The 21933-nt window shown below is 29.5% G+C and carries 18 protein-coding genes and 1 pseudogene; 6 read left to right on the top strand and 13 right to left on the bottom strand.

Going from position 1 to position 21933, the window contains the following annotated elements; translation table 11 throughout:
• Nucleotides 1-87 precede the first annotated feature (87 nt).
• Complete coding sequence (gene pepE / locus H9I45_RS04100; RefSeq protein WP_088355166.1) at nucleotides 88-789, top strand: dipeptidase PepE; 702 nt, start codon at nucleotides 88-90, stop codon at nucleotides 787-789.
• Nucleotides 790-894: 105 nt separating this feature from the next.
• On the opposite strand, the gene ribB is transcribed toward pepE, so the two are convergent.
• From ribB to tpx, 6 genes are read right to left on the bottom strand one after another with little or no spacing between them, the layout of a single operon-like run.
• Complete coding sequence (gene ribB / locus H9I45_RS04095; RefSeq protein ID WP_088355165.1) at nucleotides 895-2040, bottom strand: 3,4-dihydroxy-2-butanone-4-phosphate synthase; 1146 nt, start codon at nucleotides 2038-2040, stop codon at nucleotides 895-897.
• A complete protein-coding gene (locus tag H9I45_RS04090; RefSeq protein ID WP_088355164.1) occupies nucleotides 2037-3491 on the bottom strand; it encodes an LptF/LptG family permease in 1455 nt (484 codons plus the stop codon). The genes ribB and H9I45_RS04090 overlap by 4 nt, the downstream gene beginning before the upstream one ends.
• A 60-nt stretch (nucleotides 3492-3551) precedes the next feature.
• Complete coding sequence (gene lolA1, locus H9I45_RS04085) at nucleotides 3552-4208, bottom strand: outer membrane lipoprotein periplasmic chaperone LolA1 (protein WP_088355163.1); 657 nt, start codon at nucleotides 4206-4208, stop codon at nucleotides 3552-3554.
• 30 nt (nucleotides 4209-4238) lie between these two features.
• Nucleotides 4239-6707, bottom strand: coding sequence for an FtsK/SpoIIIE family DNA translocase (locus H9I45_RS04080; RefSeq protein WP_088355162.1), 2469 nt, complete (start codon nucleotides 6705-6707; stop codon nucleotides 4239-4241).
• 39 nt (nucleotides 6708-6746) lie between these two features.
• Complete coding sequence (locus H9I45_RS04075; RefSeq protein WP_088355161.1) at nucleotides 6747-7127, bottom strand: diacylglycerol kinase family protein; 381 nt, start codon at nucleotides 7125-7127, stop codon at nucleotides 6747-6749.
• Nucleotides 7128-7131: 4 nt separating this feature from the next.
• On the bottom strand, nucleotides 7132-7629 hold the full coding sequence (gene tpx, locus H9I45_RS04070; RefSeq protein WP_088355160.1) for a thiol peroxidase: 498 nt from the start codon (nucleotides 7627-7629) through the stop codon (nucleotides 7132-7134).
• A 128-nt stretch (nucleotides 7630-7757) separates the two neighbouring features.
• Between tpx and H9I45_RS04065 the strand changes: the two genes are divergently transcribed.
• Together H9I45_RS04065 and H9I45_RS04060 are read left to right on the top strand one after the other, a co-directional pair.
• Complete coding sequence (locus tag H9I45_RS04065) at nucleotides 7758-9155, top strand: MATE family efflux transporter (RefSeq protein ID WP_176397600.1); 1398 nt, start codon at nucleotides 7758-7760, stop codon at nucleotides 9153-9155.
• 38 nt (nucleotides 9156-9193) lie between these two features.
• A complete protein-coding gene (locus H9I45_RS04060) occupies nucleotides 9194-9418 on the top strand; it encodes a DUF8828 family protein (RefSeq protein WP_088355159.1) in 225 nt (74 codons plus the stop codon).
• Between the two features lie 283 nt (nucleotides 9419-9701).
• Here H9I45_RS04060 and H9I45_RS04055 read toward each other — a convergent pair whose 3' ends face one another.
• Together H9I45_RS04055 and H9I45_RS04050 are read right to left on the bottom strand one after the other, a co-directional pair.
• A complete protein-coding gene (locus H9I45_RS04055; RefSeq protein WP_088355158.1) occupies nucleotides 9702-11516 on the bottom strand; it encodes a DEAD/DEAH box helicase in 1815 nt (604 codons plus the stop codon).
• 143 nt (nucleotides 11517-11659) lie between these two features.
• Nucleotides 11660-13045, bottom strand: a complete 1386-nt coding sequence (locus tag H9I45_RS04050; RefSeq protein WP_088355157.1) for a TlpA family protein disulfide reductase — start codon at nucleotides 13043-13045, stop codon at nucleotides 11660-11662.
• Between the two features lie 185 nt (nucleotides 13046-13230).
• Here H9I45_RS04050 and H9I45_RS04045 point away from each other — a divergent pair, with 185 nt between their 5' ends.
• Nucleotides 13231-14850: an ABC-F family ATP-binding cassette domain-containing protein gene (locus H9I45_RS04045; RefSeq protein WP_088355156.1), complete on the top strand. Its 1620-nt coding sequence runs from the start codon at nucleotides 13231-13233 to the stop codon at nucleotides 14848-14850.
• Between the two features lie 100 nt (nucleotides 14851-14950).
• Here H9I45_RS04045 and H9I45_RS04040 read toward each other — a convergent pair whose 3' ends face one another.
• The 5 genes and pseudogenes from H9I45_RS04040 to H9I45_RS16385 all read right to left on the bottom strand — a co-directional run bounded on the left by H9I45_RS04040 (nucleotide 14951) and on the right by H9I45_RS16385 (nucleotide 19937).
• Nucleotides 14951-15496: a CPBP family intramembrane glutamic endopeptidase gene (locus H9I45_RS04040; RefSeq protein ID WP_088355155.1), complete on the bottom strand. Its 546-nt coding sequence runs from the start codon at nucleotides 15494-15496 to the stop codon at nucleotides 14951-14953.
• 8 nt (nucleotides 15497-15504) lie between these two features.
• Nucleotides 15505-16524, bottom strand: coding sequence for a hypothetical protein (locus H9I45_RS04035; RefSeq protein WP_088355154.1), 1020 nt, complete (start codon nucleotides 16522-16524; stop codon nucleotides 15505-15507).
• Nucleotides 16525-16529: 5 nt separating this feature from the next.
• Nucleotides 16530-17189 carry an ABC transporter ATP-binding protein gene (locus H9I45_RS04030; protein ID WP_088355153.1) on the bottom strand — a complete coding sequence of 220 codons (660 nt, stop codon included), beginning with the start codon at nucleotides 17187-17189 and terminating at the stop codon, nucleotides 16530-16532.
• 260 nt (nucleotides 17190-17449) lie between these two features.
• Nucleotides 17450-18976, bottom strand: a pseudogene (locus tag H9I45_RS16390) (DUF5916 domain-containing protein); the annotation flags it as partial.
• A 16-nt stretch (nucleotides 18977-18992) separates the two neighbouring features.
• Nucleotides 18993-19937 (bottom strand): carbohydrate binding family 9 domain-containing protein, encoded by a 945-nt coding sequence (locus tag H9I45_RS16385; RefSeq protein ID WP_254712587.1) that lies wholly within the window; start codon nucleotides 19935-19937, stop codon nucleotides 18993-18995.
• Nucleotides 19938-20177: 240 nt separating this feature from the next.
• Between H9I45_RS16385 and sucC the strand changes: the two genes are divergently transcribed.
• Entirely contained in the window at nucleotides 20178-21377 is a 1200-nt protein-coding gene (gene sucC, locus H9I45_RS04020; RefSeq protein WP_088355152.1) for an ADP-forming succinate--CoA ligase subunit beta, read from the top strand.
• 68 nt (nucleotides 21378-21445) lie between these two features.
• Complete coding sequence (locus tag H9I45_RS04015; RefSeq protein ID WP_088355151.1) at nucleotides 21446-21931, top strand: hypothetical protein; 486 nt, start codon at nucleotides 21446-21448, stop codon at nucleotides 21929-21931.
• The last annotated feature ends 2 nt before the right edge of the window (nucleotides 21932-21933 follow it).

Here is a 21933-nt window from a genome sequence, read left to right as displayed (position 1 = left end):
TTCTTAAAAATGTCCTAACAGACTTGTAAACTTGTGTTAAAAAAAAACTGAAATAAATTTGAAAAGTATTTTCCTTATTTTTGATGCATGAAGAAAATGATTATTGCTAGCACATCTACGATTCATGGAAGTGGATATTTAGAGTATTTATTACCAACCTTATCAACTTTTTTTAAAGAAGTAAAAACATTACTTTTTATTCCTTATGCAAGACCAGGAGGAATTTCTTATGATGCTTACACAACAATCGCCCAAAAAGCTTTCAATAAAATAAATATTAATGTAAAAGGAATTCACGAATACGAAAATGCGAGTAAAGCTATTTTAAATGCGGAAGCAATTTTTACTGGTGGAGGAAATACATTTGAACTCGTAAATAAGATTTATAAAAATGATGTTTTAAATGATTTAAAACAAGTTATAAATAATGGAACGCTCTATTTGGGTACAAGTGCAGGAAGTAATATTTGTGGAATTACAATGATGAATACGAATGATATGCCAATCGTATATCCACCAAGTTTTAAAACTTTGGAATGCATTCCTTTTAACATAAATGCGCATTATTTAGACCCAATTGAAGGATTAAAACACATGGGAGAAACACGTGAAACCAGAATAAAAGAGTTTCATGTTTTTAATGAAACTCCTGTTTTAGGTTTGCGTGAAGGAAGCTGGCTTTCTGTAGAAAATGAGAAAATTACACTTCAAGGAAAATACACAGCAAGATTATTTATTCAAAATAAAAAACCTGTTGAGTTAGAAAGTGGAGTAGAAGTTGTTGTTTAGATTTTCTTCTCACAAAATCTTATTTAACGCAAAGTCGCAAAGACGCAAAGTTTTTTATAATTTTTTACTGCTGACTGAATACTGCCAACAGAGTACTGAAAAATATTAATACTCAACATAATCTACAATTTCCAAACCATAACCAATCATTCCTACTCTTTTTGTTTGTTGAGAATTGGTAATTAATTTTAGCTTGCTAATATGTATGTCGTGTAAAATTTGAGCTCCAATACCAAAATCTTTATTATCCATTTTAATGGCTGGTGCTTTTAACTCGTTATTCGCTTGGTTTTCTTTTAGAATTTGTAATCTGCTTAATAAGTTTTGCGATTGATTTTGCTGATTTACAAATATAATAGCACCTTTTCCTTCCTGATTAATAACCTGAAACATTTGGTCTAATTTCTTATCTGCATCGTTAGTAAGAGTTCCTAAAATATCGTTGTTAACCAATGTTGAATTTACTCTCGTTAAAATTCCTTCGTCTTTAGACCAAGAACCTTTTGTAAGTGCAATATGAACTTGGTTGTTCGTTGTTTGTTGGTATGCTCTTAATCTAAATTCTCCAAAACGAGTTTTAATATCGAAATCTTCTTTTTTCTCAATTAAAGAATCGTGCTCCATTCTATATGCAACCAAATCTTCGATAGAAACTATTTTAATATCGAACTTTTTAGCGACTTTTAAAAGCTCAGGCAAACGTGCCATTGTTCCATCTTCGTTCATAATTTCTACAATAACTCCAGCAGGTTGGAATCCAGCCAAACGTGCAAAGTCAATCGCAGCTTCTGTATGCCCTGTTCTTCTTAAAACACCACCATCTTTTGCTCTTAAAGGGAAAATATGTCCAGGTCTTGCTAAATCGAAAGGTTTTGTGTCTTTTTCTATCAATGCTTTTATAGTTAAAGCTCTGTCTGAAGCAGAAATTCCTGTGGTAACTCCTTTTCCACGTAAATCTACAGAAACTGTAAATGCAGTTTCCATTGGGTCTGTGTTGTTGTAAACCATCATCCCTAAATCTAATTCTTTACAGCGTTTTTCTGTTAATGGAGCACAAATTAATCCACGACCATGAGTTGCCATAAAATTAATCATCTCTGGTGTTACTTTTTCTGCAGCTGCAAGAAAATCTCCTTCATTTTCTCTGTTTTCATCATCTACAACGATTATAACTTTTCCATTTCTAATATCTTCAATAGCTTCAGAAATAGTATTTAATTGTGTGTTTTTTGAGGTGGTTTGAGTGGTCATATATTAATGTCTTTTTTAGACTTGAATTTTTTAAAGAAATTTTTAATCGGTGTAAGAATTGCATCAACATTAAAAATTCCTTTATCTTTTGTTGCTCTTCTTGTTAGGAAAATACCTAGTGGTAACATTACAGTTGTGGAAATCCAAGAACCTAGAAGAGAGGAAACAGAACTTTCTTCTGCTAAGTTTTTACCCAAGGTATTTCCAAAAAAGTAAATTACATAAATAGCGATTGCTAAAATCATTGGCAATCCAAAACCACCTTTTCTAATGATAGATCCTAATGGTGCTCCAATAAAAAATAAGATTAAACAAGAAAAAGAGAGTGCGATTCTACCATAAAATTCCGAGTCGTAAAAATTTAGACTTTTACGTTTGTATTTTATGGAATCTGAATTATTTTTAACATTTGTAAATGCACTATTCATTTTAGAAATGGAAGTGTTTAGAATTGTAATTTTGTTTTTTAAATCGAAATTTTCTAAGATATCTTCTTGATTTTCTATTTTGGGTTTTAAGGAGTCGTTATAAGAGTATAGTTCTTTTGCTGTTGAAATATTAAAAATGGTTTTTGCTCTTGATAAAAGCATATCATCATAGGTTGTTTTTAATACAGGAATCGTATCATTTAATTGATTTAACGTTCTCATATTATAGCTTGTTTTAAATTTTTCTTCATCTAATTGTCCATCTCCAACAACAGAAGAAATATCTATATTAAACTCGTATTCTTTAAAAGTAGCTTGCGATGCTGGCATACTTAATCTTTTACTGGGAGTTCTTGCAGATTTTGTATAGTCTTCGTAATAATTACCATCATATAAAATAAATGTCATGTAACGACTGCCTTCTTCCGAGATAATTTTACCTCTTTCTGCAGTAATTACTTTTTGATTTCCATACGTATTACTTAATTGGTAAATAAGAACTTTTTTCAGTAAATTTTGTTCTTCACCATATTTTTCGTCAAATTTAATTTGATAGCCAGGTAAATCGCTATTAAAACTTCCTGGAACTAATGCTAAAGCCGGTTTTTTCTTCTTTATATTATAATATAAGTTACGCTGTTTTAGAGTTGCGTAAGGAAAAATATTGTTAAGAAATAAGAAATTTATACCACTTAAAATTATGGTTAAAATAATTAATGGTCTAACCAATCTTTGTAAAGAAATTCCTGCGGATTTTGCAGCAGCAAACTCGTAATTTTCTCCTAAACTACCCAAAGCCATTATAGAGGATAATAAAACTCCAATGGGTAGAGCTTGTGGCACAATACCTAAAGTGGTATAGTATAAAAACTTTAAAATAAAAGGTAAACTAATTCCTTTACCAGCTATATTTTCGAAAACTTGCCATAGAACTTGCATTACTAAGACAAATAAAACAATAAGAAATGTAGCTACAAAAGGAACTAGAAATGTTTTTAAGATGTATTTATCTAAAATTTTCATTGTAGCAAAAGTAGTTTCTTAAATATAAATATGCTACTAATTTTCTGTTAATTGAAAAAATTAGTCAATCGTATAATTTTGACTTAAAAATTTCGCTTTATTAAATTTGAAAAAGTTTTTAGATAAATCTTCATTCTTTTTAAACTTGTTAATGGTAAATGTTGTTTTAGAACCATTAGAGCCAGTTTGAATAAGTTTATAAATGTGTTTAGATTTTGCATCTATACCCAATTCTACTTTTACAATATCGGAGTTACTATCAATTGGATTTAAAGTTACAAATTGAATTTGTCTTCCTTTCGTATTTTCTAGTTTTCCCATTTTGTAATTGTAACCTTCTTTATAAAAAGTTAGTAATTTAGATGGGTAAATAAAACCATCATCTCCATCTAAATCTCCATCAGTAATAGAAATTTCTTTCTCATCGTGATTTATTACATATAATTTTTTGCCATCATAAATAAATTGATTGCCTAAATAATTTAGAATATACTTTTCGCCTTCTAAATTAATTTCACCTCTAATTGGTGGTTCGTCTCCTTCTTTAATTCCTGCATCTTCGTTGCTTAAAGTTTGGCTGAAACCAATTTGCATGTTTTTATAAGCTCCCATTTTGTTAGAAACTTCATCTAATAAAGATTTTGCTTTTTCTCCATTTTGAGAGAAAGTAATCGTAGTTAAAAATATACTTAAAAATAAAATTGTTATTTTTTTCATAATTTAATTTTATATACTTTTTGAAAGTATTTATACGTTTTTTTCGTTTGCTAAAAGTTCATCTAAAGCAACTAAATCTGTAACTAAAACTTGTCTTGCTTTGCTTCCTTCAAAGCCTCCAACAATACCAGCTGCTTCTAGTTGATCTATTAATCTTCCAGCTCTATTATAACCTAATTTTAATTTCCTTTGTAAAAGTGATGCAGAACCTTGTTGTGCTGTAACAATAATTTCTGCTGCATCTTTAAAGAGTTTGTCTCTTTCAGAGATATCAATATCAATACTTGTGCCACTTTCTTCTCCAACATATTCTGGAAGTAAGTACGCTTCTGGATATGCTTTTTGAGAACCTATAAAATCAGTTATTTTTTCAACTTCTGGAGTATCTACAAAAGCACATTGTATTCTGTTAATATCGTTTCCAGCTGTGTATAATAAATCTCCTCTACCAATTAATTGGTCTGCTCCACCAGCATCTAAAATGGTTCTAGAATCTATTTTAGAAGTTACTCTAAACGCAATTCTTGCAGGGAAATTCGCTTTAATAATACCTGTAATAACATTTACAGAAGGTCTTTGTGTGGCTACAATTAAATGAATTCCAATAGCTCTTGCAAGCTGTGCCAACCTTGCAATTGGAGTCTCTACTTCTTTTCCAGCAGTCATTATTAAATCTGCAAATTCATCAATAACCAAAACAATATAAGGTAAAAATTGATGACCATCATTAGGATTTAATTTTCTTGATTTGAACTTGGTATTGTATTCTTTAATATTACGAACCATTGCCGCTTTTAGCAAATCGTAACGATTGTCCATTTCTATGCACAAAGAATTTAATGTGTGCACAACTTTGGTAGTATCTGTAATAATCGCTTCTTCTACATCTGGTAATTTTGCCAAATAATGTCGCTCAATTTTGTTGAATAACGTTAATTCTACCTTTTTAGGATCTACTAAAATAAACTTTACTTCAGCAGGGTGTTTTTTATATAAAAGTGAAGTTAACACTGCATTTAAACCAACAGATTTCCCTTGTCCTGTTGCTCCAGCCATTAAAAGGTGAGGCATTTTTGCCAAATCCACAACAAAAGTTTCGTTAGAAATGGTTTTACCCAAAGCAATTGGCAATTCCATTGGCGAATCTTGAAATTTCTTAGAAGAAATTACAGAATGCATGGAAACTATTGTCGATTTTTTATTTGGAACTTCTATACCTATAGTTCCTTTTCCGGGAATTGGTGCGATAATTCGAATTCCTAACGCAGATAAAGACAAAGCAATATCGTCTTCTAAATTTTTAATTTTCGAAATTCTAATTCCTGCATCAGGTACAATTTCGTATAAAGTAATTGTGGGCCCAACAGTTGCTTTAATTTCTGCTATACCAATTTTGTAGTTTTTTAAAGTTTCTACAATTCTATCTTTATTTGCCTCTAGTTCTTCAGGATCAATAGAAATAGTTTCGTTGTATTGTTTTAAAAGATTAAAAGTAGGAAACTTAAAGTTCGATAATTCTAAAGTTGGGTCGAATTCACCAAAATCTTTTACTAATTTGTCTGATAAATTTTCTGTTTCGTGTTCTTCTTCTTCAACAGTTTCAACATCAATTTCTACTTCTTTTTCCTCTTCAATATTTGAAATAGTTGTTTTTAAAACCGGCTCTAATATTTCTTCGTTTTTTGTTACTTGTAAAGAAAGTCCTTCTTTTTTTGTACCAACATCCGAATGTTTAGAAATTGTTGGTTTTAAGTTTTCTACAGAAAGTTCAAATTCCGATTTTTCTTTTTTATCTGAAGTTGATTGATTATTTTTTGAATCTTCATCACTAGATTCATTAAAAGCCTTATCCATGGCATCATACTCAATTTCTTCTAATTCTTTTTGTTCTCTTTCTGCTCTTTTTTGTTTTAATCTTTCAAGAAATAAATCGAAAGTTAATTTATATTTTAAAACTAAATAAATTACAAATGCGAATGCTAAGATGATAATAAGTCCTGTTTTTCCTAGAAATGCTTGTAAGAATCCGTTTATTTCAAAACCAATAGTTCCAGATAATAAAGCAAATCGATCTCCAACAAAGCCTAAAGTTACAGAAAGCCATAACATTGCAATTAAAGCCCAGTTCCAAGAAATAACAATTTTAGAGAGTTTTCTTTGGAATAAAACATACAACCCAGTAATAAAAATTTGAAAAGCGATTACAAATGCCCCAATACCAAAACCCTTATAAATAAAAAAGTGACTTAAATTAGCGCCAATTTTACCTAATAAATTACTGCTTTTTACAGTTTTATCTCCTAGTTTAGCAAGTGTACTTTGGTCTTCTTGCCAATTAAAGAAAAAAGAAATAAAAGCAATAGACAAAAATAGCGCAAAGAATAACAAGAAAAACCCAAGAATAGTTTGAGTTTGTTTTGTTTTTAAAAATGCAAAAACTGATGATTTTTTCTCAGTAGTAGGCATTATTTTTTTTGTGCTTGGTTTTCTTTTTGCCATTAAGTATTTAATAATTTAAAGTATTTTTACGGGGTGTTGCTAAAATAATAAATTGATTTTTGGTATGTAGATAAAACCCGCTATTATTAAAGAAATAATAGCAGCAAATGTTGGTGCACCTGCAGCAATGTCTTTAATTAAACCAATTTTTACATGAAAATCTGGATGAATAAAATCCGCAACTTCTTCAATGGCTGTATTAACAGCTTCAGCAACTAAAACGAGTCCTATTACAATAAATTGCAACATCCATTCTGTATTAGAAATATTAAAATAGACGCCTAAAACAGTCGCAAAAACAGCAACACAAAGTTGTGCTTTTATACTGTCTTCTTTAGTAATAAGTCGCCAAACACCTCTAAAAGCAAATTTTAAACTTCGCAGTCTACCTCTAAGAAAACCATCATTCGGATTCTTCATAAAATTAAATAGCCTTTAATGCAGCCTTATAATTTGGTTCGTCTACAATTTCAGAAACTTGTTCTGTGTATGCTACTTTTCCGTTTTTATCAACAATAACAACAGCTCTAGAATGTAAATGAGCTAATGGTCCGTTTTCGATTTCTAATTGGTATTTTTTTCCAAAATCTCCAGTTGCAAAATCAGATAACATTTCTACATTATCAATTCCTTCTGCACCACAAAAACGGGCTTGTGCAAATGGTAAATCTTTAGAAATACATAAAACCACAGTATTCTCTAAATTCGCAGCTTTTTTATTAAATTCACGAACAGAAGTTGCACAAGTTCCAGTGTCTACAGATGGAAAAATGTTTAATATAATATTCTTTCCTGCAAAATCTGATAATTTTTTATGTCCTAATTCAACAGTAGTTAAACTAAAATCTGGAGCTGTTTCTCCAACTTTAGGTAAATTTCCGATTGTATTTATTGCGTTTCCTTTTAATGTGATATCTGCCATTTTTATAATTTTTATTTTTTTCAAAAATAACCATTTTTATTGTAATTATTCAATCAAAATTACGGAAGTTGTTATATAGAAAATCTTTGTGTAATACGTATCTTCGCAGTCCAAAAAATTATCGAAAATTGAATATTTCTCAATATACATCTGAGTTTAAATACAATTGGAAACTTGCAGCACCTGTAATGTTAGGTATGTTGGGGCACACATTTGTCAGTTTTATAGATAATATTATGGTCGGCCAAATAGGAACTGCAGAATTGGCAGCAGTTTCTCTTGGAAATAGTTTTATGTTTATTGCAATGTCTATCGGAATTGGATTTTCCACAGCAATTACACCATTAATTGCAGAAGCAGATTCGTCTAATAACTTACAACAAGCAAGATCTACCTACAAACACGGACTTTTTTTATGTACTGTTTTAGGTGTTTTAATGTTTTTAGTTGTTTTCTTTTCAAAACCTTTAATGTATTTAATGCAGCAACCAGAGGAAGTGGTTGCTTTGGCAATTCCGTATTTAGATTTAGTTGCTTTTTCGTTGATTCCATTAATAATTTTTCAAGCAATTAAACAGTTTAGTGATGGAATGTCTATGACTAAATATCCAATGTATGCAACGCTTTTAGCAAATATTATAAACGTAATTTTAAACTATGTTTTAATTTTTGGAAAGTTTGGTTTCCCTGAAATGGGTATTGTTGGAGCTGCTTATGGAACCTTAGTTTCTAGAATAATTATGGTTATTTATTTGTGGTTGGTTTTACGTTTTAAAGAACGTTCTGGACGTATTGTTAAGGATATTAAATTCTTTGTTTTAGATACTTTAATGATTAAAAGAATTATAAATTTAGGTTCTTTAAGTGCGATGCAAATGTTTTTTGAAGTTGCTATTTTTACAGCTGCAATTTGGTTGAGTGGTTTACTGGGAAAGAATCCGCAAGCTGCAAATCAAATCGCATTAAATTTATCTTCTATGACTTTTATGGTGGCAATGGGTTTAAGTGTTGCTTCTATGATTCGCGTTGGAAACCAAAAAGGATTACAGAATTTTAAAGAATTACGCAGAATTGCATTTTCACTTTTTTTCCTTGGGACTTTATTGGCTATTTTCTTTGCTTTAATATTCTTTATTTTCCATAAAAGTTTACCTAATATTTATGTAGATTTAAGTGATGCTGAAAACTATGTGGATAATATGGATGTTTTATCAATCGCCTCTAAATTGTTATTAGCAGCCGCATTTTTTCAAATATCTGATAGTATTCAAGTAGTAGTTTTAGGGGCATTACGTGGTTTGCAAGACGTTAAAATACCAACCATTTTAACTTTTATATCTTATTGGATTGTGGGGTTTCCAGTTTCTTATTTTTTAGGAAAAGAAGAAATGTATGGAAGTTTTGGAATCTGGTTGGGTTTATTAGCGGGTTTAACAACAGCTTCGATTTTATTATTTATCAGATTTAATTCCTTAACTTTAAAGTTGATAAAAGAAAAAGAGCTCCAACAAAAAATACAAACTTAACAACAAGGGGTTTAAGCCCTTGCTAAAAAATATATAAAATGAATTTACCAAAATTTTTATTAGCAGATAACAGTAATTTTCCTGAAGATATTTTTGTTTTACACACAGAGTTTCCTCGTTTTGTAATCAATTTAAAAGATGATGAAATCGAGTGGTTCGAAGATTTAACAGGAGAAAATGAAGAAGATATTGCTACAGAATTAGCCGATTTAATGGATAAAGCTGGTGCTTTTTATGATGAAGAAATGAAACAATACGAATAAAGTAGTTTGTGTTTTAAGTTGTAAGAATTAAGACTTTAGAAAGTTTGAGGTTTAGATATCAATTTCACGAATTCACGAATTCACGAATTTTACTTCTAACTTCTAACTTCTAACTTCTAACTTCCAACTTCCAACTTCCAATTTCCTGCTCTCAACTTTTTCATTCGTGAATTTGTGGCGAAAATTTCTTCAAAAATTATCTTTCAATAAGTTATAAAAAATAAAAAACCTCACTTCCTATAAATAGGAGTGAGGTTTGTATATTTTAAAGAATTAAAATTCTCTATCTTTCTTTACGCTTTCTTCCAAAACCGCCAGATTTTCTATCTCCACCAGAACTTCTGTCAGGTCTGTCTGAAGATCTTCCTCTTCCACCACCATTATCACTGCTTCTTCTAGAAGAAGGTCCGTCTGAACTTCTACGTCTTCCAAAACCTCCATCTTTTTTTCCAAAAGGTTTTTTACCACCTCTTCTTCCACCACCAGAACGTTCTTTTTTCGTAATTTCTACGTTTACAGATCGTCCATCAAAATCTGGTTGATTTGATGAGAAAGCTTCCAATGTTTTGTCTTCGAAATTTTTATCAATTTCAAAGAAAGAAAAAGTATCTAAAATATCAATTGCTCCAATTTCTATTTTGTCTCCAATATTTTGGTCGTTAATTAAACCAATTAATTTTGCAGGATTCAAACTATCTTTTCTACCGATATTTATGAAGAAACGAGTCATGTTGTCGTCTGTAGCTCTCGCTCTAGAATTGTCTCTTGAAGATAAATCGTTTAAATCTTTAGCGTTTTCGTAATACTTTAACATCGTATTAAACTCTAAAGAAACAAATTTTTGAATTAATTCTTCTCTATTTAAGCTTTCTAATTTCTCGTAAATGCTTGGTAAAAATTCGCTAATTTCAGATTCGTTAACTTCTGTTTCGTGAACCTTATCAATCAAGTTCATTAATTGATTTTTAACAATCTCTTTCCCTGTAGGAACTTTCGTTTCTACAAATTTCTTTTTTATAATTCTTTCGATTTGGCGTAATTTTCCTTTTTCTTTTCCATTCACCAAAACAATAGAAATACCTTTATTTCCTGCTCTACCAGTTCTACCACTTCTATGTGTGTAATTTTCTATTTGATCTGGTAATTTGTGGTTTAAAACGTGTGTTAATTCAGTAACATCTAATCCACGAGCTGCAACATCTGTAGCAACTAAGATTTGTATGGTTTTCTTTCTGAATTTACCCATTACAGAATCTCTTTGTCCTTGAGATAAATCTCCATGCAAAGAATCTGCACTGTAACCATCTTTTATTAAATTGTCTGCAACTTCTTGTGTTTCTCTACGAGTTCTACAAAATATAATTGCATAAATATCTGGATTTAAATCCGCAATTCTTTTTAAAGCTGGGTAACGTGTTCTTTCTGTAACCGAATAATATTCGTGACTTACATTGTCTGAACCTTGGTTTTTTTCACCAGAAGTAATTTCAACTGGTTTTGTCATATAATTTCTTGCAATAGATTCCACTTCTTTTGGGAATGTTGCAGAAAATAATAAAGTTTGTTTTGTTTCTGGAGTTGCCTCTAAGACTTTATCTAGTTCGTCTTTAAACCCCATATTTAACATTTCATCTGCTTCGTCTAAGACTAACCATTGAACGTTTCCTAATTTTAAAGCTCTTCTATTAATTAAATCTACGGTTCTACCTGGAGTTCCAACCACAATTTGAGAACCTCTTTTTAAAGATCTAATTTGCTCTTCCATACTAGAACCACCATAAACAGTTGTTACTTTAACTTTTGGTAAGTATTTACAGAAGTCTTTAATATTATTACCAATTTGAACTGCAAGTTCTCTAGTTGGAGATAAAATAATTGCTTGAACATTGCTGTTACTCTCATCTAAAAGCTCTAATATTGGTAAACTAAAAGCAGCAGTTTTACCTGTACCTGTTTGTGCAAATGCTTTTAAATCGGTTGTAGATGAAATAATTTGTGGAATTGCTTTTTCTTGAATAACAGTTGGTTTTTCATAACCTAAATCTGTTAATGCTTTGTTGATAGGCTCTTTTAGGCCTAATTCTAAAAATGTTGACATACTGTGATTTTTGTAGATTCACAGAACGCCCACCTGCAAATCAAATTATAATTTTCGACTTGTTTTTTTATTGAAAAATTTCAAAATTAAAAACGTGCAAAGGTACACCAAATTAAATTAATGGCAATTTTTTAGTTGTTTTATTAATTTTTATTCAATTCCTTCAATTGATTGTAGATTTTTGGTGAAGAAATTGAAGCAAATCCATTTTTAATTATCCCTTGTTTATTGATAAGAATTGTTCTTGGCATTTTACTAGTTAAGAAAGAATTTGCAGTGCTAGATTCGTTTATATAGTATTGTTCTTTTATATCTAGTTTTTCAATTCTGTCTTTATCATTTCCATCGATTTTTACAATTAGAAACTGTAGTTTAGGAAAATTATTTTTAAAATGTTTAATTCTTGATGCTATATAGTCTTCTGAAGCATGTTCTGGATTCCAAAAGAATAAAACACTGCTTTTATTTTTTACAATTTCTTCAATTTTAATTGGGTGCTTTGTAAAATCGAAAATTGTAAACCCTTCTAATTTATCTCCTCCACTAAATTTATTACTATCTTCCAAAAGTTTTTCTATAATCTCTTTGTCTTTTTTATTTGTAGAGAATTTAGCGAATACAGCAAATGCTTCTTTATTAATATCGCAGCTAGATTTGTTATAAAAATGGTCTAAAACAGTTCTTTTTAAAAATGCGTTTTTAGATTCCTTAGAATTAATTTTACTATTTATGGTCTTTAATAAATCTACTGTAAATTTAGAAGAATAATTATGTTTCATAGGCTTGTGACCTAGAGAAAACGTGTAGTTATATAAATAATTTCTAATATAAGATGCATAAGGGGTATAGTACATTAAGGAGTCGTTATTCAAATCAATTTTAGTTCTATAATCGTAAAAAGTTGCATCTACTTTTGGGAAATCTTTTAAACCTTTGTGTTTTAAATGTTCTGTAGGATATCTTTCTAAACGCGAGTATATTGGAAAGGTTAATGCTGTTTTTAATACTTTTAAAAATCCATCAGTTTCATTTGGATGCTCCTCTACATAAGTTTGGTAAGTTATTAATTTCTGATTTAAAACAGAATCAATTTTCCTCTTATAATCTGTGGGTTGTAATTTATTTAAGCTGTAAAAGAAGCGATTATCATTTTCATCTTCTAAAAAACAGTCAATTAAAATATTGTTTCTTTCTGCACCCTTACCAGTAAAAACTAAGGATTCGTCAAAATCCCAGGTATTTAAACGTAGCATTAAGCTATCATTAGGTTCTAAGTATATGTACTGGTTTTCGATACCATGAACAAAATAATACAAACCTTCATTCAAATTTTTATAATCTTTTATAAATTTATTTCTAGAATCTAAATATAAAGTATCAATAACTTTATCCATAGCATACAAAATAACCTGTCTCGATTTTGGGTTAATAATCTTACCACCAAAAAACGTTTGCTCATTTTTATTGCTATCTGTACAACCAATAAAAGTTACAGAAATTAATAATATGTAGAGTATTTTTTTTATCATAAAATAATATTCGGACTATCCACAAATGTAAAAATTTCAAGTAGTTACCTTTGTTAATTCACTGTTAAAAAAAAAGTTGTTTTTTATTTTTTATCGGCGTCTTTTTCAATCTAAAATCTAATGAATATTAGGACTAAAAAGAAAAATGGAATTTGTACTTTTGCACAAATTTTAAAAATAGTACTATGTTATCAGTATCTAACCTATCAGTTCAATTTGGTAAGCGTATTTTATTCGATGAAGTAAATACGCAGTTTTTACAAGGAAATTGTTACGGAATTATTGGCGCAAATGGAGCAGGAAAATCCACATTTCTAAAAATAATCTCTGGAAAACAAGAACCAACTTCTGGAAATGTACACTTGGAAACAGGAAAGCGTATGTCTGTCTTAACACAAGACCACTATGCTTTTGATGAATTCCCTGTTTTAGAAACTGTAGTAATGGGAAACAAAGATTTGTTTAAAATTAAAAAACAAATCGACGAATTATATGCAGATTATACAGACGAAAATGCAGAGAAAATAGGAGAGTTGCAAATTAAGTTTGAAGAAATGGATGGTTGGAATGCAGATTCTAACGCAGCAGCAATGCTTTCTAATTTGGGTATAAAAGAAGATTTGCATTATACGTTAATGAAAGATTTAGATGGAAAACAAAAGGTTCGTGTTCTAATTGCACAGGCACTTTTTGGAAACCCAGATGTTTTAATAATGGATGAGCCTACCAATGATTTAGATTTTGAAACCATCCAATGGTTAGAAAACTTCTTAGCAAATTTCGATAATACTGTAATTGTAGTTTCGCACGATAGACACTTTTTAGATGCAGTTTGTACACATATTTCTGATATTGATTTTGGTAAAATAAATCATTATTCTGGAAATTATACCTTTTGGTATGAATCTAGCCAATTAGCGGCAAAACAAAGAGCACAACAAAACAAGAAGGCAGAAGACAAAAAGAAAGAATTAGAAGAATTTATTCGTCGTTTTTCTGCGAATATGGCTAAGTCAAAACAGGCTACTTCTCGTAAAAAAATGATTGATAAGTTAAACGTTGAAGATATTAAACCATCTAGTAGACGTTACCCAGCCATAATTTTCGATAGAGACAGAGAAGCTGGAGATCAAATTTTAAATGTAGAAGGATTATCGAAAACTTTCGAAGATGAAACTTTATTTAACGATGTTCACATCAACTTAAATAAAGGAGATAAAGTTGCTGTAATTTCTAGAAACTCTAGAGCAATTACTGCTTTTTATCAAATTATTTCTGGAAACGAAAAAGCAGATTCTGGAGAGTTTTCTTGGGGAGTAACAACAACACAATCTTATTTACCTTTAGATAATTCAAGCTTTTTTAAAGATGGAGAATTAGATTTAGTGGATTGGCTAAGACAATATGCACAAACAGAAGAAGAGAGAGAAGAAGTTCATTTACGTGGGTTTTTAGGAAAAATGATTTTTTCTGGAGAAGAAGCTTTAAAGAAAAGTGATGTACTTTCTGGAGGAGAAAAGGTGCGTTGTATGTTATCTAGAATGATGATGAAAAGAGGAAATGTTTTAATGTTAGACGAACCTACAAATCACTTAGATTTAGAATCTATCCAGTCTTTAAACAACGCTTTAATTAATTTTAAAGGAACCATTTTATTTTCTACGCACGATCATGAGTTTGCACAAACTGTTGCCAATAGAATTATAGAATTAACCCCAAAAGGAGCGATTGATAGATATGCAACTTTCGACGATTATTTATCGGATCCGAAAATTAAAGAATTGCGTGATAAAATGTATTCTTAAGTTTTAAATCGAGACAAAAATATCATAAATAGAAAAACCTCTAAATTTAAAGATTTAGAGGTTTTTTATTATCAGTTTTTTTTATTTATAAAACTTGTTTCTATTTTTCTAAAAAAGAAAGTGCTAAAAAAAAGCCATTGTAACTACCATGCAATAACATAGACCATTGCAAACCTAAACGCACTCTTATGTAACCCAAATAAAAACCGACTAGAATTTGTGGTAAAACTAAAATTGGTGATAATAATAAGACACTTGTGGTTGTTTCAAAATTACTAATATGCACAAAACCAAACACTAAAGCGAAAAAGTAAAATGAGAACTTAAAATGTTTCGGTTTTTTAAAAGCTGTAATTGGTGCTCTAAAAATAAGTTCTTCTATCACAGGAATTACAACAGCTCCTACTAATAAAATTTTCCATTTTGCCATTCCCTTAAACATTTTTTCTACTTCATGGGAATCCATATTTACCCAATTTAGCTCTTCTAATAAAACAAAAATTGGTGTAATTATAATTCCTGTTAAAACACAAAGAGCAAAAAGTTTAAAAAACAGATTAAATCGATAATTTAGGGCTGTGTTACTGTCTTGTTCTAATACAGGTTTTTTTAAATATACAAGCAGATTTAATAAGGTTTCTTTCATTTTTTGTTTTAAAAATTTATACCAAACTTACAACCTAAAGACAAATTTAAAAATGCTTTTTTATTATAATTTTTAAATTCTCTAAAATAAAAAGTTGGAAAATCATCATCATATAAATTATGAATGGTTTTATCAAACTCTAAATTCAAATGATTAAATTTTTTAATTCTTATACCTAAACCAGTGTAAAAGTCAAAATAAAATTGTTTTCCAATAGGTATAAGTATTCCGTATTTTAAATTAAATATAGTAACTCTTTTTTTGGTTGCAAAATCGTCTCTTATAAAATTATTTTGGTTTGTATTTTTATCTGTATAATCTATATAATCGTTATACTGACTTCTTATTTCGCGAAACTCAAACCCTAAATATTCATTTAAATGAACATTTCTTGTTAAGTTAATGCTATTATACCATTTTGTTTCAAACCTATAGGTAAAAGCTTTTTCGTCTAAATAGGTAATATTATGTCTTCTTAATTTTGTTTTTGGATAATTAATACCATACTCTGCACTTAAACTAAAGTTGTTTTTTACAAAATATTCTGTACCTAATGTAGTCATAGGAATGGAGAAAAAATCGAATAGTTGTATTGGATAAGTGTATATAAAAAATGTATTTTTTGTTAGAACTGTAATTTTTTTATTGCTCAAAACAATATTATTGGACAAACTGTCTGTTACAAAATGTAAATTAGATGGATATCTAAAACGTTTACTACTAAATAAATCTACAATTAAACCAGCACCATAATTATAAACATTTAGCAATAAGGTGCTAGATAGTTTACTTTTAATATAAAAATCTTTTTGTAAACTATCTTTTATAACAGTAATTTTAAGAGGTTTTTTAGATCGTTCTGCTTTAATTGCTGTTTGTTTCTTATAGATAGAAATTGTATCATTTTTAAATATGATTTTACTTTTCTTATCTGCAGAAATTTTAACTTTGGTTGTACTACTATTTAAGATTGAAGCACAAGAGTTTAACGTTAAAATTAGTACGATTATAAATCCAATATTTTTCATTTTGGCTACATAATTTTACCATCTTTCATGGTAAGTGTTCTATCTGCCATTTCTGCAAGTTCTTTATTATGAGTAACTAAAACGAAAGTTTGGCCAAATTCATCTCGAAGTTTAAAAAATAATTCGTGTAAATTTTTAGCAGATTCGCTGTCTAAATTTCCACTTGGTTCATCTGCTAAAATTACAGATGGATTGTTAATTAAAGCTCTTGCTACTGCAACACGTTGTTGCTCTCCACCAGAAAGTTCGTTTGGTTTATGGTCGATTCTATGAGATAAACCTAAGAAGTTTAAAATTTCTTGGGCTCTTTTTTCAGTTTCTTTTTTTCCTTTTTTTCCTATAAATGCAGGAATACACACATTTTCTAATGCTGTAAATTCTGGTAATAATTGATGAAATTGAAAAATAAACCCAATATGTTTATTTCTAAATGATGATAATTTTTTATCCGATAAATTTTTGAGAGAAATATCGTTTATAGAAAGTTCAAAGTTTTTTTCTTTTAAAGGTTTATCTAAAGTGCCTAAAATTTGTAAAAGTGTAGTTTTTCCAGCTCCAGATGGACCAACAATTGCAACAATTTCACCTTTTTTTATGTGCAAATCTACTCCTTTGAGTACTTCTACATCACCATAATATTTATGAATATTTTTGCTAACAATCATCTTTTGTTGAATTTCAAACGAAAGTATAAAAAAGAAATCAGAAACACATAACGCATCTCTGATTTCATATCAAATCTTATTAAATCAATCAACCCAAAAGAACTTAAAATAAATTCTTTATAGTACTGTAGTCTATAAAATATACAAACCTTACAGAGAAAAAGTTTTTTTTAAGATGAAGTATAAAAAAGAAATCAGAAACGCATAATGCATTTCTGATTTCGTATCAAACTTTATTAAATCAATCAACCCAAAAGAACTTAAAATAAATTCTTTATAGCATTGTAGTCTATAAAATATACAAACCTTACAGAAAAAGTATGCTGATTTGGTTGATCGAATAAATTTTCTAAATTTTCATAGAAATCTAAACCAGAATTACTATTCGCATCGAAAATAGAATTTCTATAAAAAACAATTAATTGACTTCCTGGAGCAAATTGCCAGAAATAGTTTAAATCTAAGTTCCAACTATTAAAATTAACATCTTCACCTATGTAATTATTGTTGTTAGAAAGAGAACCATCCGAATTTAAATTGTAGTAATCTTTATAAGCTACATCACTCCAATAATGTCTAAAACTTAAAGAAAGGGAAGACTTTGTGCTAAAATTGTATTTTCCAGATATTGTATTTGTATAACTTTTTCTATCTCTTTGCCCGAAAATAATATTATTAACATCTTCATCTACATAACCTTGATCGTTTTCTTTTTTGTTATAATTTAACTGATATTGCAAAGAAAATTGATTCGTAAATCGATAACGAGGACTCAAGCTAAAACCATAATTTTGTTGTGGATGGTTTGTATAATTAGTAAAATAAATATCTGCATTTAGTTCTAATTTTTTCTGAGAATTGGTAGAAATCCAAGTATTTATATTCATTCTTTCTGGTCTTAAAAAGTAAATACCACTTGTGTTTCCTTGTCTTGGCTCGAAATAATCTCTATTTTCGGAACCATAGTTTAAGTTTCCACCAAAAGTTAAACGTTTTTTAGTTTGTGCAGAAGCATTTAAACCAGCATTGTAGCCAGTAAAAACTCCAGAAAAATGCTGAAAATTAGCTTGGTTGTAAAAATTTATATTTACTCTATTGTATTTTTTTGTGGGCTGTAAAGTTCGCCAACCAGCACTTCCGTAAATTGTTTGTTCGTTGTTGCTAAACAAAATTCCTAAATCGTTAGGGTTAAAATCTTTGTTTTCGAAATTGTAACCCAGTTCCCAATTCCAATGCCCAGAATTGTATCCAAAACTATTATCGAAAGTATAACCAGTATTGGGGTTATTAACATCGTCAAAAATATTACTCATTCTAACAGAACCATCTACATTGTACTTACTGTCTTTTGTTTCTATATGCCAATCTAAAGCAGTAACATTAGCATCTCTAAAACGACCATCTCTAGTTACATTTGTATTAATTAATGTTATTGTAGAATTCTGGTTAAATTGTTGGTCTAAAACCATAATATTATAGTTAGAGAATGGGTTTATAACTTCTTTTCTGTTTGTAATTGTTTCTGAAGTTGTAGCACCATTCATCTGCTCTGTAGTTGTTCTAATGGTTGCTTGTGTTGTTTGTGTAATAGCATTAAAAAAGCCAATTCCTAAACCACTTTTTGTTCTACCAGATATTTTTACAGCATTTAGCATGGTTACTTTTCCAGGATAATCTATAATTTCTTCGTTTATTCTTTGACCATTAGAATCGAAATTATCTTGTTTAATTAATGTTGAAGAAACATTGAATTGGTCTATTGGAGCACCTCCAATTCTTCTAGAATAAAATAGATTTCCTTTATTAAAAAGTTCTGTACCTTCTGTAAAAAAACTGACGTTGTTCTGTAAATTGTTGCTCGAAAGGACCTAAATTCAATTCTACATTATCGAAACCAACTTGACTAAAATCTGGAATTAAAGTTGCGTCCAATGTAAAATTATCTGTTATACCATATTTTAAATCCATACCAACACTATAATCGTACGTTGTTTCTCCGTCAAAAGAAACAGAAGTTGCAGACGCATAAGGATATAAATTTAACCTTGTTGGCGGTTTTAAATTATTAAAACCTTCAATTAAACCATCATATTGCGTCCATCTTCCAACAGCATTATCTATATGTGTCCAAGTATGTTGTTCGTTTAATTTTTCTAATCTTCTGTGAAAGTTGAATCCCCAAGATTGTATAGGTCTGTTAGCAAAACGAATGGCTCTATATGGAATTTTCATTTCAGCATTCCAACCTTTGTCAGTTATTTTAGTTTCGCCTTCCCAAACAGCACTCCAATTTATATCTTCGTCTCCATTAGAAACTTTGGCATCTATTCTGTTTCCTGCTGCTTGTATAATAAATTCAAACGGATTTTGGCCATCGTCATTTGGGTTTATAGTTACCAAAAAGAAATCTGCTAGTCCAAAATTATCTCTAACTGCAAATTCTCGAGGAATATTTTCTGGGTCTAGATCTAACATTATTGCAGAAATATACACAGCATCATCATCATAAACAACTTTTACTGTAGTTTGATATTGATCTTTAACTGCAACACCATTATCGGGTCTAAAAATGATAAAATTTGTTAACTCTTCCGCATTTTTCCATGCTTCATCATCTAAAATTCCATCAATTTTTGGAGCTTTTTTAATTCTTGTAGTTGTAACTTTTTTTCGATCCTTATTAATTTGTGCACTCAATTGAAAAGAAATACACATTAATAATAATGGTAAGTAGATTTTTTTGAACATGTTGCTTAGGTTGATAGTAAGTAATAGCAATTGCAAAATTATTTAACGTACTTATAAAATTTTACAAAATTGTGTTAATTAATAGAAAGACTCCTTTAATTTAGAACCGTTACACTTTAGAAACGTTAAAGATTTCTTAAAGAAATTTAAAGATTATAACTTTTGTTATTTTTATTTGAAAGTTTGTGCAGATTCACATCTGAATTTGTATTTTTGTGAACGTTTTAAACATTTACAAGAATGAACTTACACGAATATCAAGGAAAAGAAATTTTAAACAGTTTTGGTGTTAGAATACAACGCGGAATTGTTGCAAGTAGTCATAAAGAAGCTGTAGATGCAGCAAAACAGTTAACTGCAGAAACCGGAACTGGTTGGCATGTTATAAAAGCACAAGTTCACGCAGGTGGTCGTGGAAAAGGTGGAGGGGTAAAATTAGCTAAAAATTTAGCTGAAGTAGAAAGCATTTCTAATGAAATTATTGGAATGATGTTAGTTACGCCACAAACATCTGCAGAAGGTAAAAAAGTAAATCAAGTTTTAATTTGCGAAGATGTTTATTATCCTGGAGATTCTGAGCCAGAAGAATATTATATGTCAGTTTTATTAAACAGAGCTACTGGTAGAAACATGATTATGTATTCTACAGAAGGTGGAATGGATATTGAAACAGTTGCAGAAGAAACTCCTCATTTAATTTTTACAGAAGAAATAGATCCTTTATTAGGAATTATGCCTTTTCAAGCACGTAAAATTGCTTTTAACTTAGGTTTATCTGGAGTTGCTTTAAAAGAAATGACAAAATTTGTTACGAATTTATACAAAGCATATATTGGTTCAGATTCTGCAATGTTTGAGATTAACCCAGTGTTAAAAACATCTGACGATAAAATTATGGCTGTAGATGCTAAAGTATCTTTAGATGAAAATGCATTATATAGACATAGAGATTATGCGGCAATGCGTGATTTAAGAGAGGAAAACCCAATTGAAGTAGAAGCAAAAGCTGCTGGTTTAAACTATGTAGATTTAGATGGAAATGTTGGTTGTATGGTTAACGGAGCTGGTTTAGCAATGGGAACTATGGATTTAATTAAAGAATCTGGAGGAGAACCTGCTAACTTTTTAGATGTTGGTGGAACAGCAGATGCACAAAGAGTTGAAACTGCTTTTGGTATTATTTTAAAAGATACAAACGTAAAAGCAATTTTAGTAAATATTTTTGGAGGTATTGTTCGTTGTGACAGAGTTGCACAAGGTGTTGTAGATGCATATAAAAGTATGGGAGATAGAATAAATGTTCCTATTATTTGTCGTTTACAAGGTACTAATGCAAAAGAAGCGAAAGAATTAATAGACAATTCTGGTATGGAAATTATTTCTGCAACAGAATTCCAAGAAGCTGCAGACAAAGTACAAGAAGTTTTGGAAGCTTCTTAAAAAGCTTAATATTATAAATAAAAGCCTTTGCATTTTTGTAAAGGCTTTTTTTTGGCTTAATTTTTGAAATGAAAATAGTATATTTATATTTTATGAAACTCTCTTTTAAAATTACATTTTTTTTACTCTTTATTTTTGCAACTAACTTTTCGTTTGGAGCTATTTCTATGATAGAAAATAAAGCAACCATTGTTGTTTTAGAACAAGATTATACAGTTTTAATTAAAAAAATAAAGGCTAAAATAGATTTTCTAAATAAGCAGAAAGAAAAGTTTGAAACAGCTAAAAAATGGTCTCCAGCCAAGGAAAAAAACTACTTAAAGCAAGTTAAAACATTAGAAGAAAACCTAAAAAGACTCGGTTATAATGAAGAAAAAGAATTAACTGTTCAGCAAAAAATTAAAAAACTCCAAAAACAATTAAAGTACATAAATAATAGCAGAGTTAATAAGAACGCAAAGGATGGTTGGACTAAAAAAGACGACTCTATTTACGAGAAAAAAGCAAGTAAATTAATAGATAGTATTATTAAATTGAGGATGATAAAGGAGTGATT

This window comes from Polaribacter haliotis, assembly GCF_014784055.1.
Taxonomy (GTDB): domain Bacteria; phylum Bacteroidota; class Bacteroidia; order Flavobacteriales; family Flavobacteriaceae; genus Polaribacter; species Polaribacter haliotis.
This window is presented reverse-complemented; position numbering and strand designations above follow the sequence as displayed.

Bases quoted from the DNA above. Each gene is read 5' to 3' on its own strand.
- lolA1 (WP_088355163.1), bottom strand. From the start codon at position 4,208: ATGAAAAAAATAACAATTTTATTTTTAAGTATATTTTTAACTACGATT.
- H9I45_RS04055 (WP_088355158.1), bottom strand. From the start codon at position 11,516: ATGTCAACATTTTTAGAATTAGGCCTAAAAGAGCCTATCAACAAAGCA.
- H9I45_RS04040 (WP_088355155.1), bottom strand. From the start codon at position 15,496: ATGAAAGAAACCTTATTAAATCTGCTTGTATATTTAAAAAAACCTGTA.
- H9I45_RS04080 (WP_088355162.1), bottom strand. From the start codon at position 6,707: ATGGCAAAAAGAAAACCAAGCACAAAAAAAATAATGCCTACTACTGAG.
- H9I45_RS04060 (WP_088355159.1), top strand. From the start codon at position 9,194: ATGAATTTACCAAAATTTTTATTAGCAGATAACAGTAATTTTCCTGAA.
- H9I45_RS04015 (WP_088355151.1), top strand. From the start codon at position 21,446: ATGAAAATAGTATATTTATATTTTATGAAACTCTCTTTTAAAATTACA.
- H9I45_RS04050 (WP_088355157.1), bottom strand. From the start codon at position 13,045: ATGATAAAAAAAATACTCTACATATTATTAATTTCTGTAACTTTTATT.
- sucC (WP_088355152.1), top strand. From the start codon at position 20,178: ATGAACTTACACGAATATCAAGGAAAAGAAATTTTAAACAGTTTTGGT.
- tpx (WP_088355160.1), bottom strand. From the start codon at position 7,629: ATGGCAGATATCACATTAAAAGGAAACGCAATAAATACAATCGGAAAT.
- H9I45_RS04075 (WP_088355161.1), bottom strand. From the start codon at position 7,127: ATGAAGAATCCGAATGATGGTTTTCTTAGAGGTAGACTGCGAAGTTTA.
- ribB (WP_088355165.1), bottom strand. From the start codon at position 2,040: ATGACCACTCAAACCACCTCAAAAAACACACAATTAAATACTATTTCT.
- pepE (WP_088355166.1), top strand. From the start codon at position 88: ATGAAGAAAATGATTATTGCTAGCACATCTACGATTCATGGAAGTGGA.
- H9I45_RS04035 (WP_088355154.1), bottom strand. From the start codon at position 16,524: ATGAAAAATATTGGATTTATAATCGTACTAATTTTAACGTTAAACTCT.
- H9I45_RS16385 (WP_254712587.1), bottom strand. From the start codon at position 19,937: ATGTTCAAAAAAATCTACTTACCATTATTATTAATGTGTATTTCTTTT.
- H9I45_RS04030 (WP_088355153.1), bottom strand. From the start codon at position 17,189: ATGATTGTTAGCAAAAATATTCATAAATATTATGGTGATGTAGAAGTA.
- H9I45_RS04090 (WP_088355164.1), bottom strand. From the start codon at position 3,491: ATGAAAATTTTAGATAAATACATCTTAAAAACATTTCTAGTTCCTTTT.
- H9I45_RS04045 (WP_088355156.1), top strand. From the start codon at position 13,231: ATGTTATCAGTATCTAACCTATCAGTTCAATTTGGTAAGCGTATTTTA.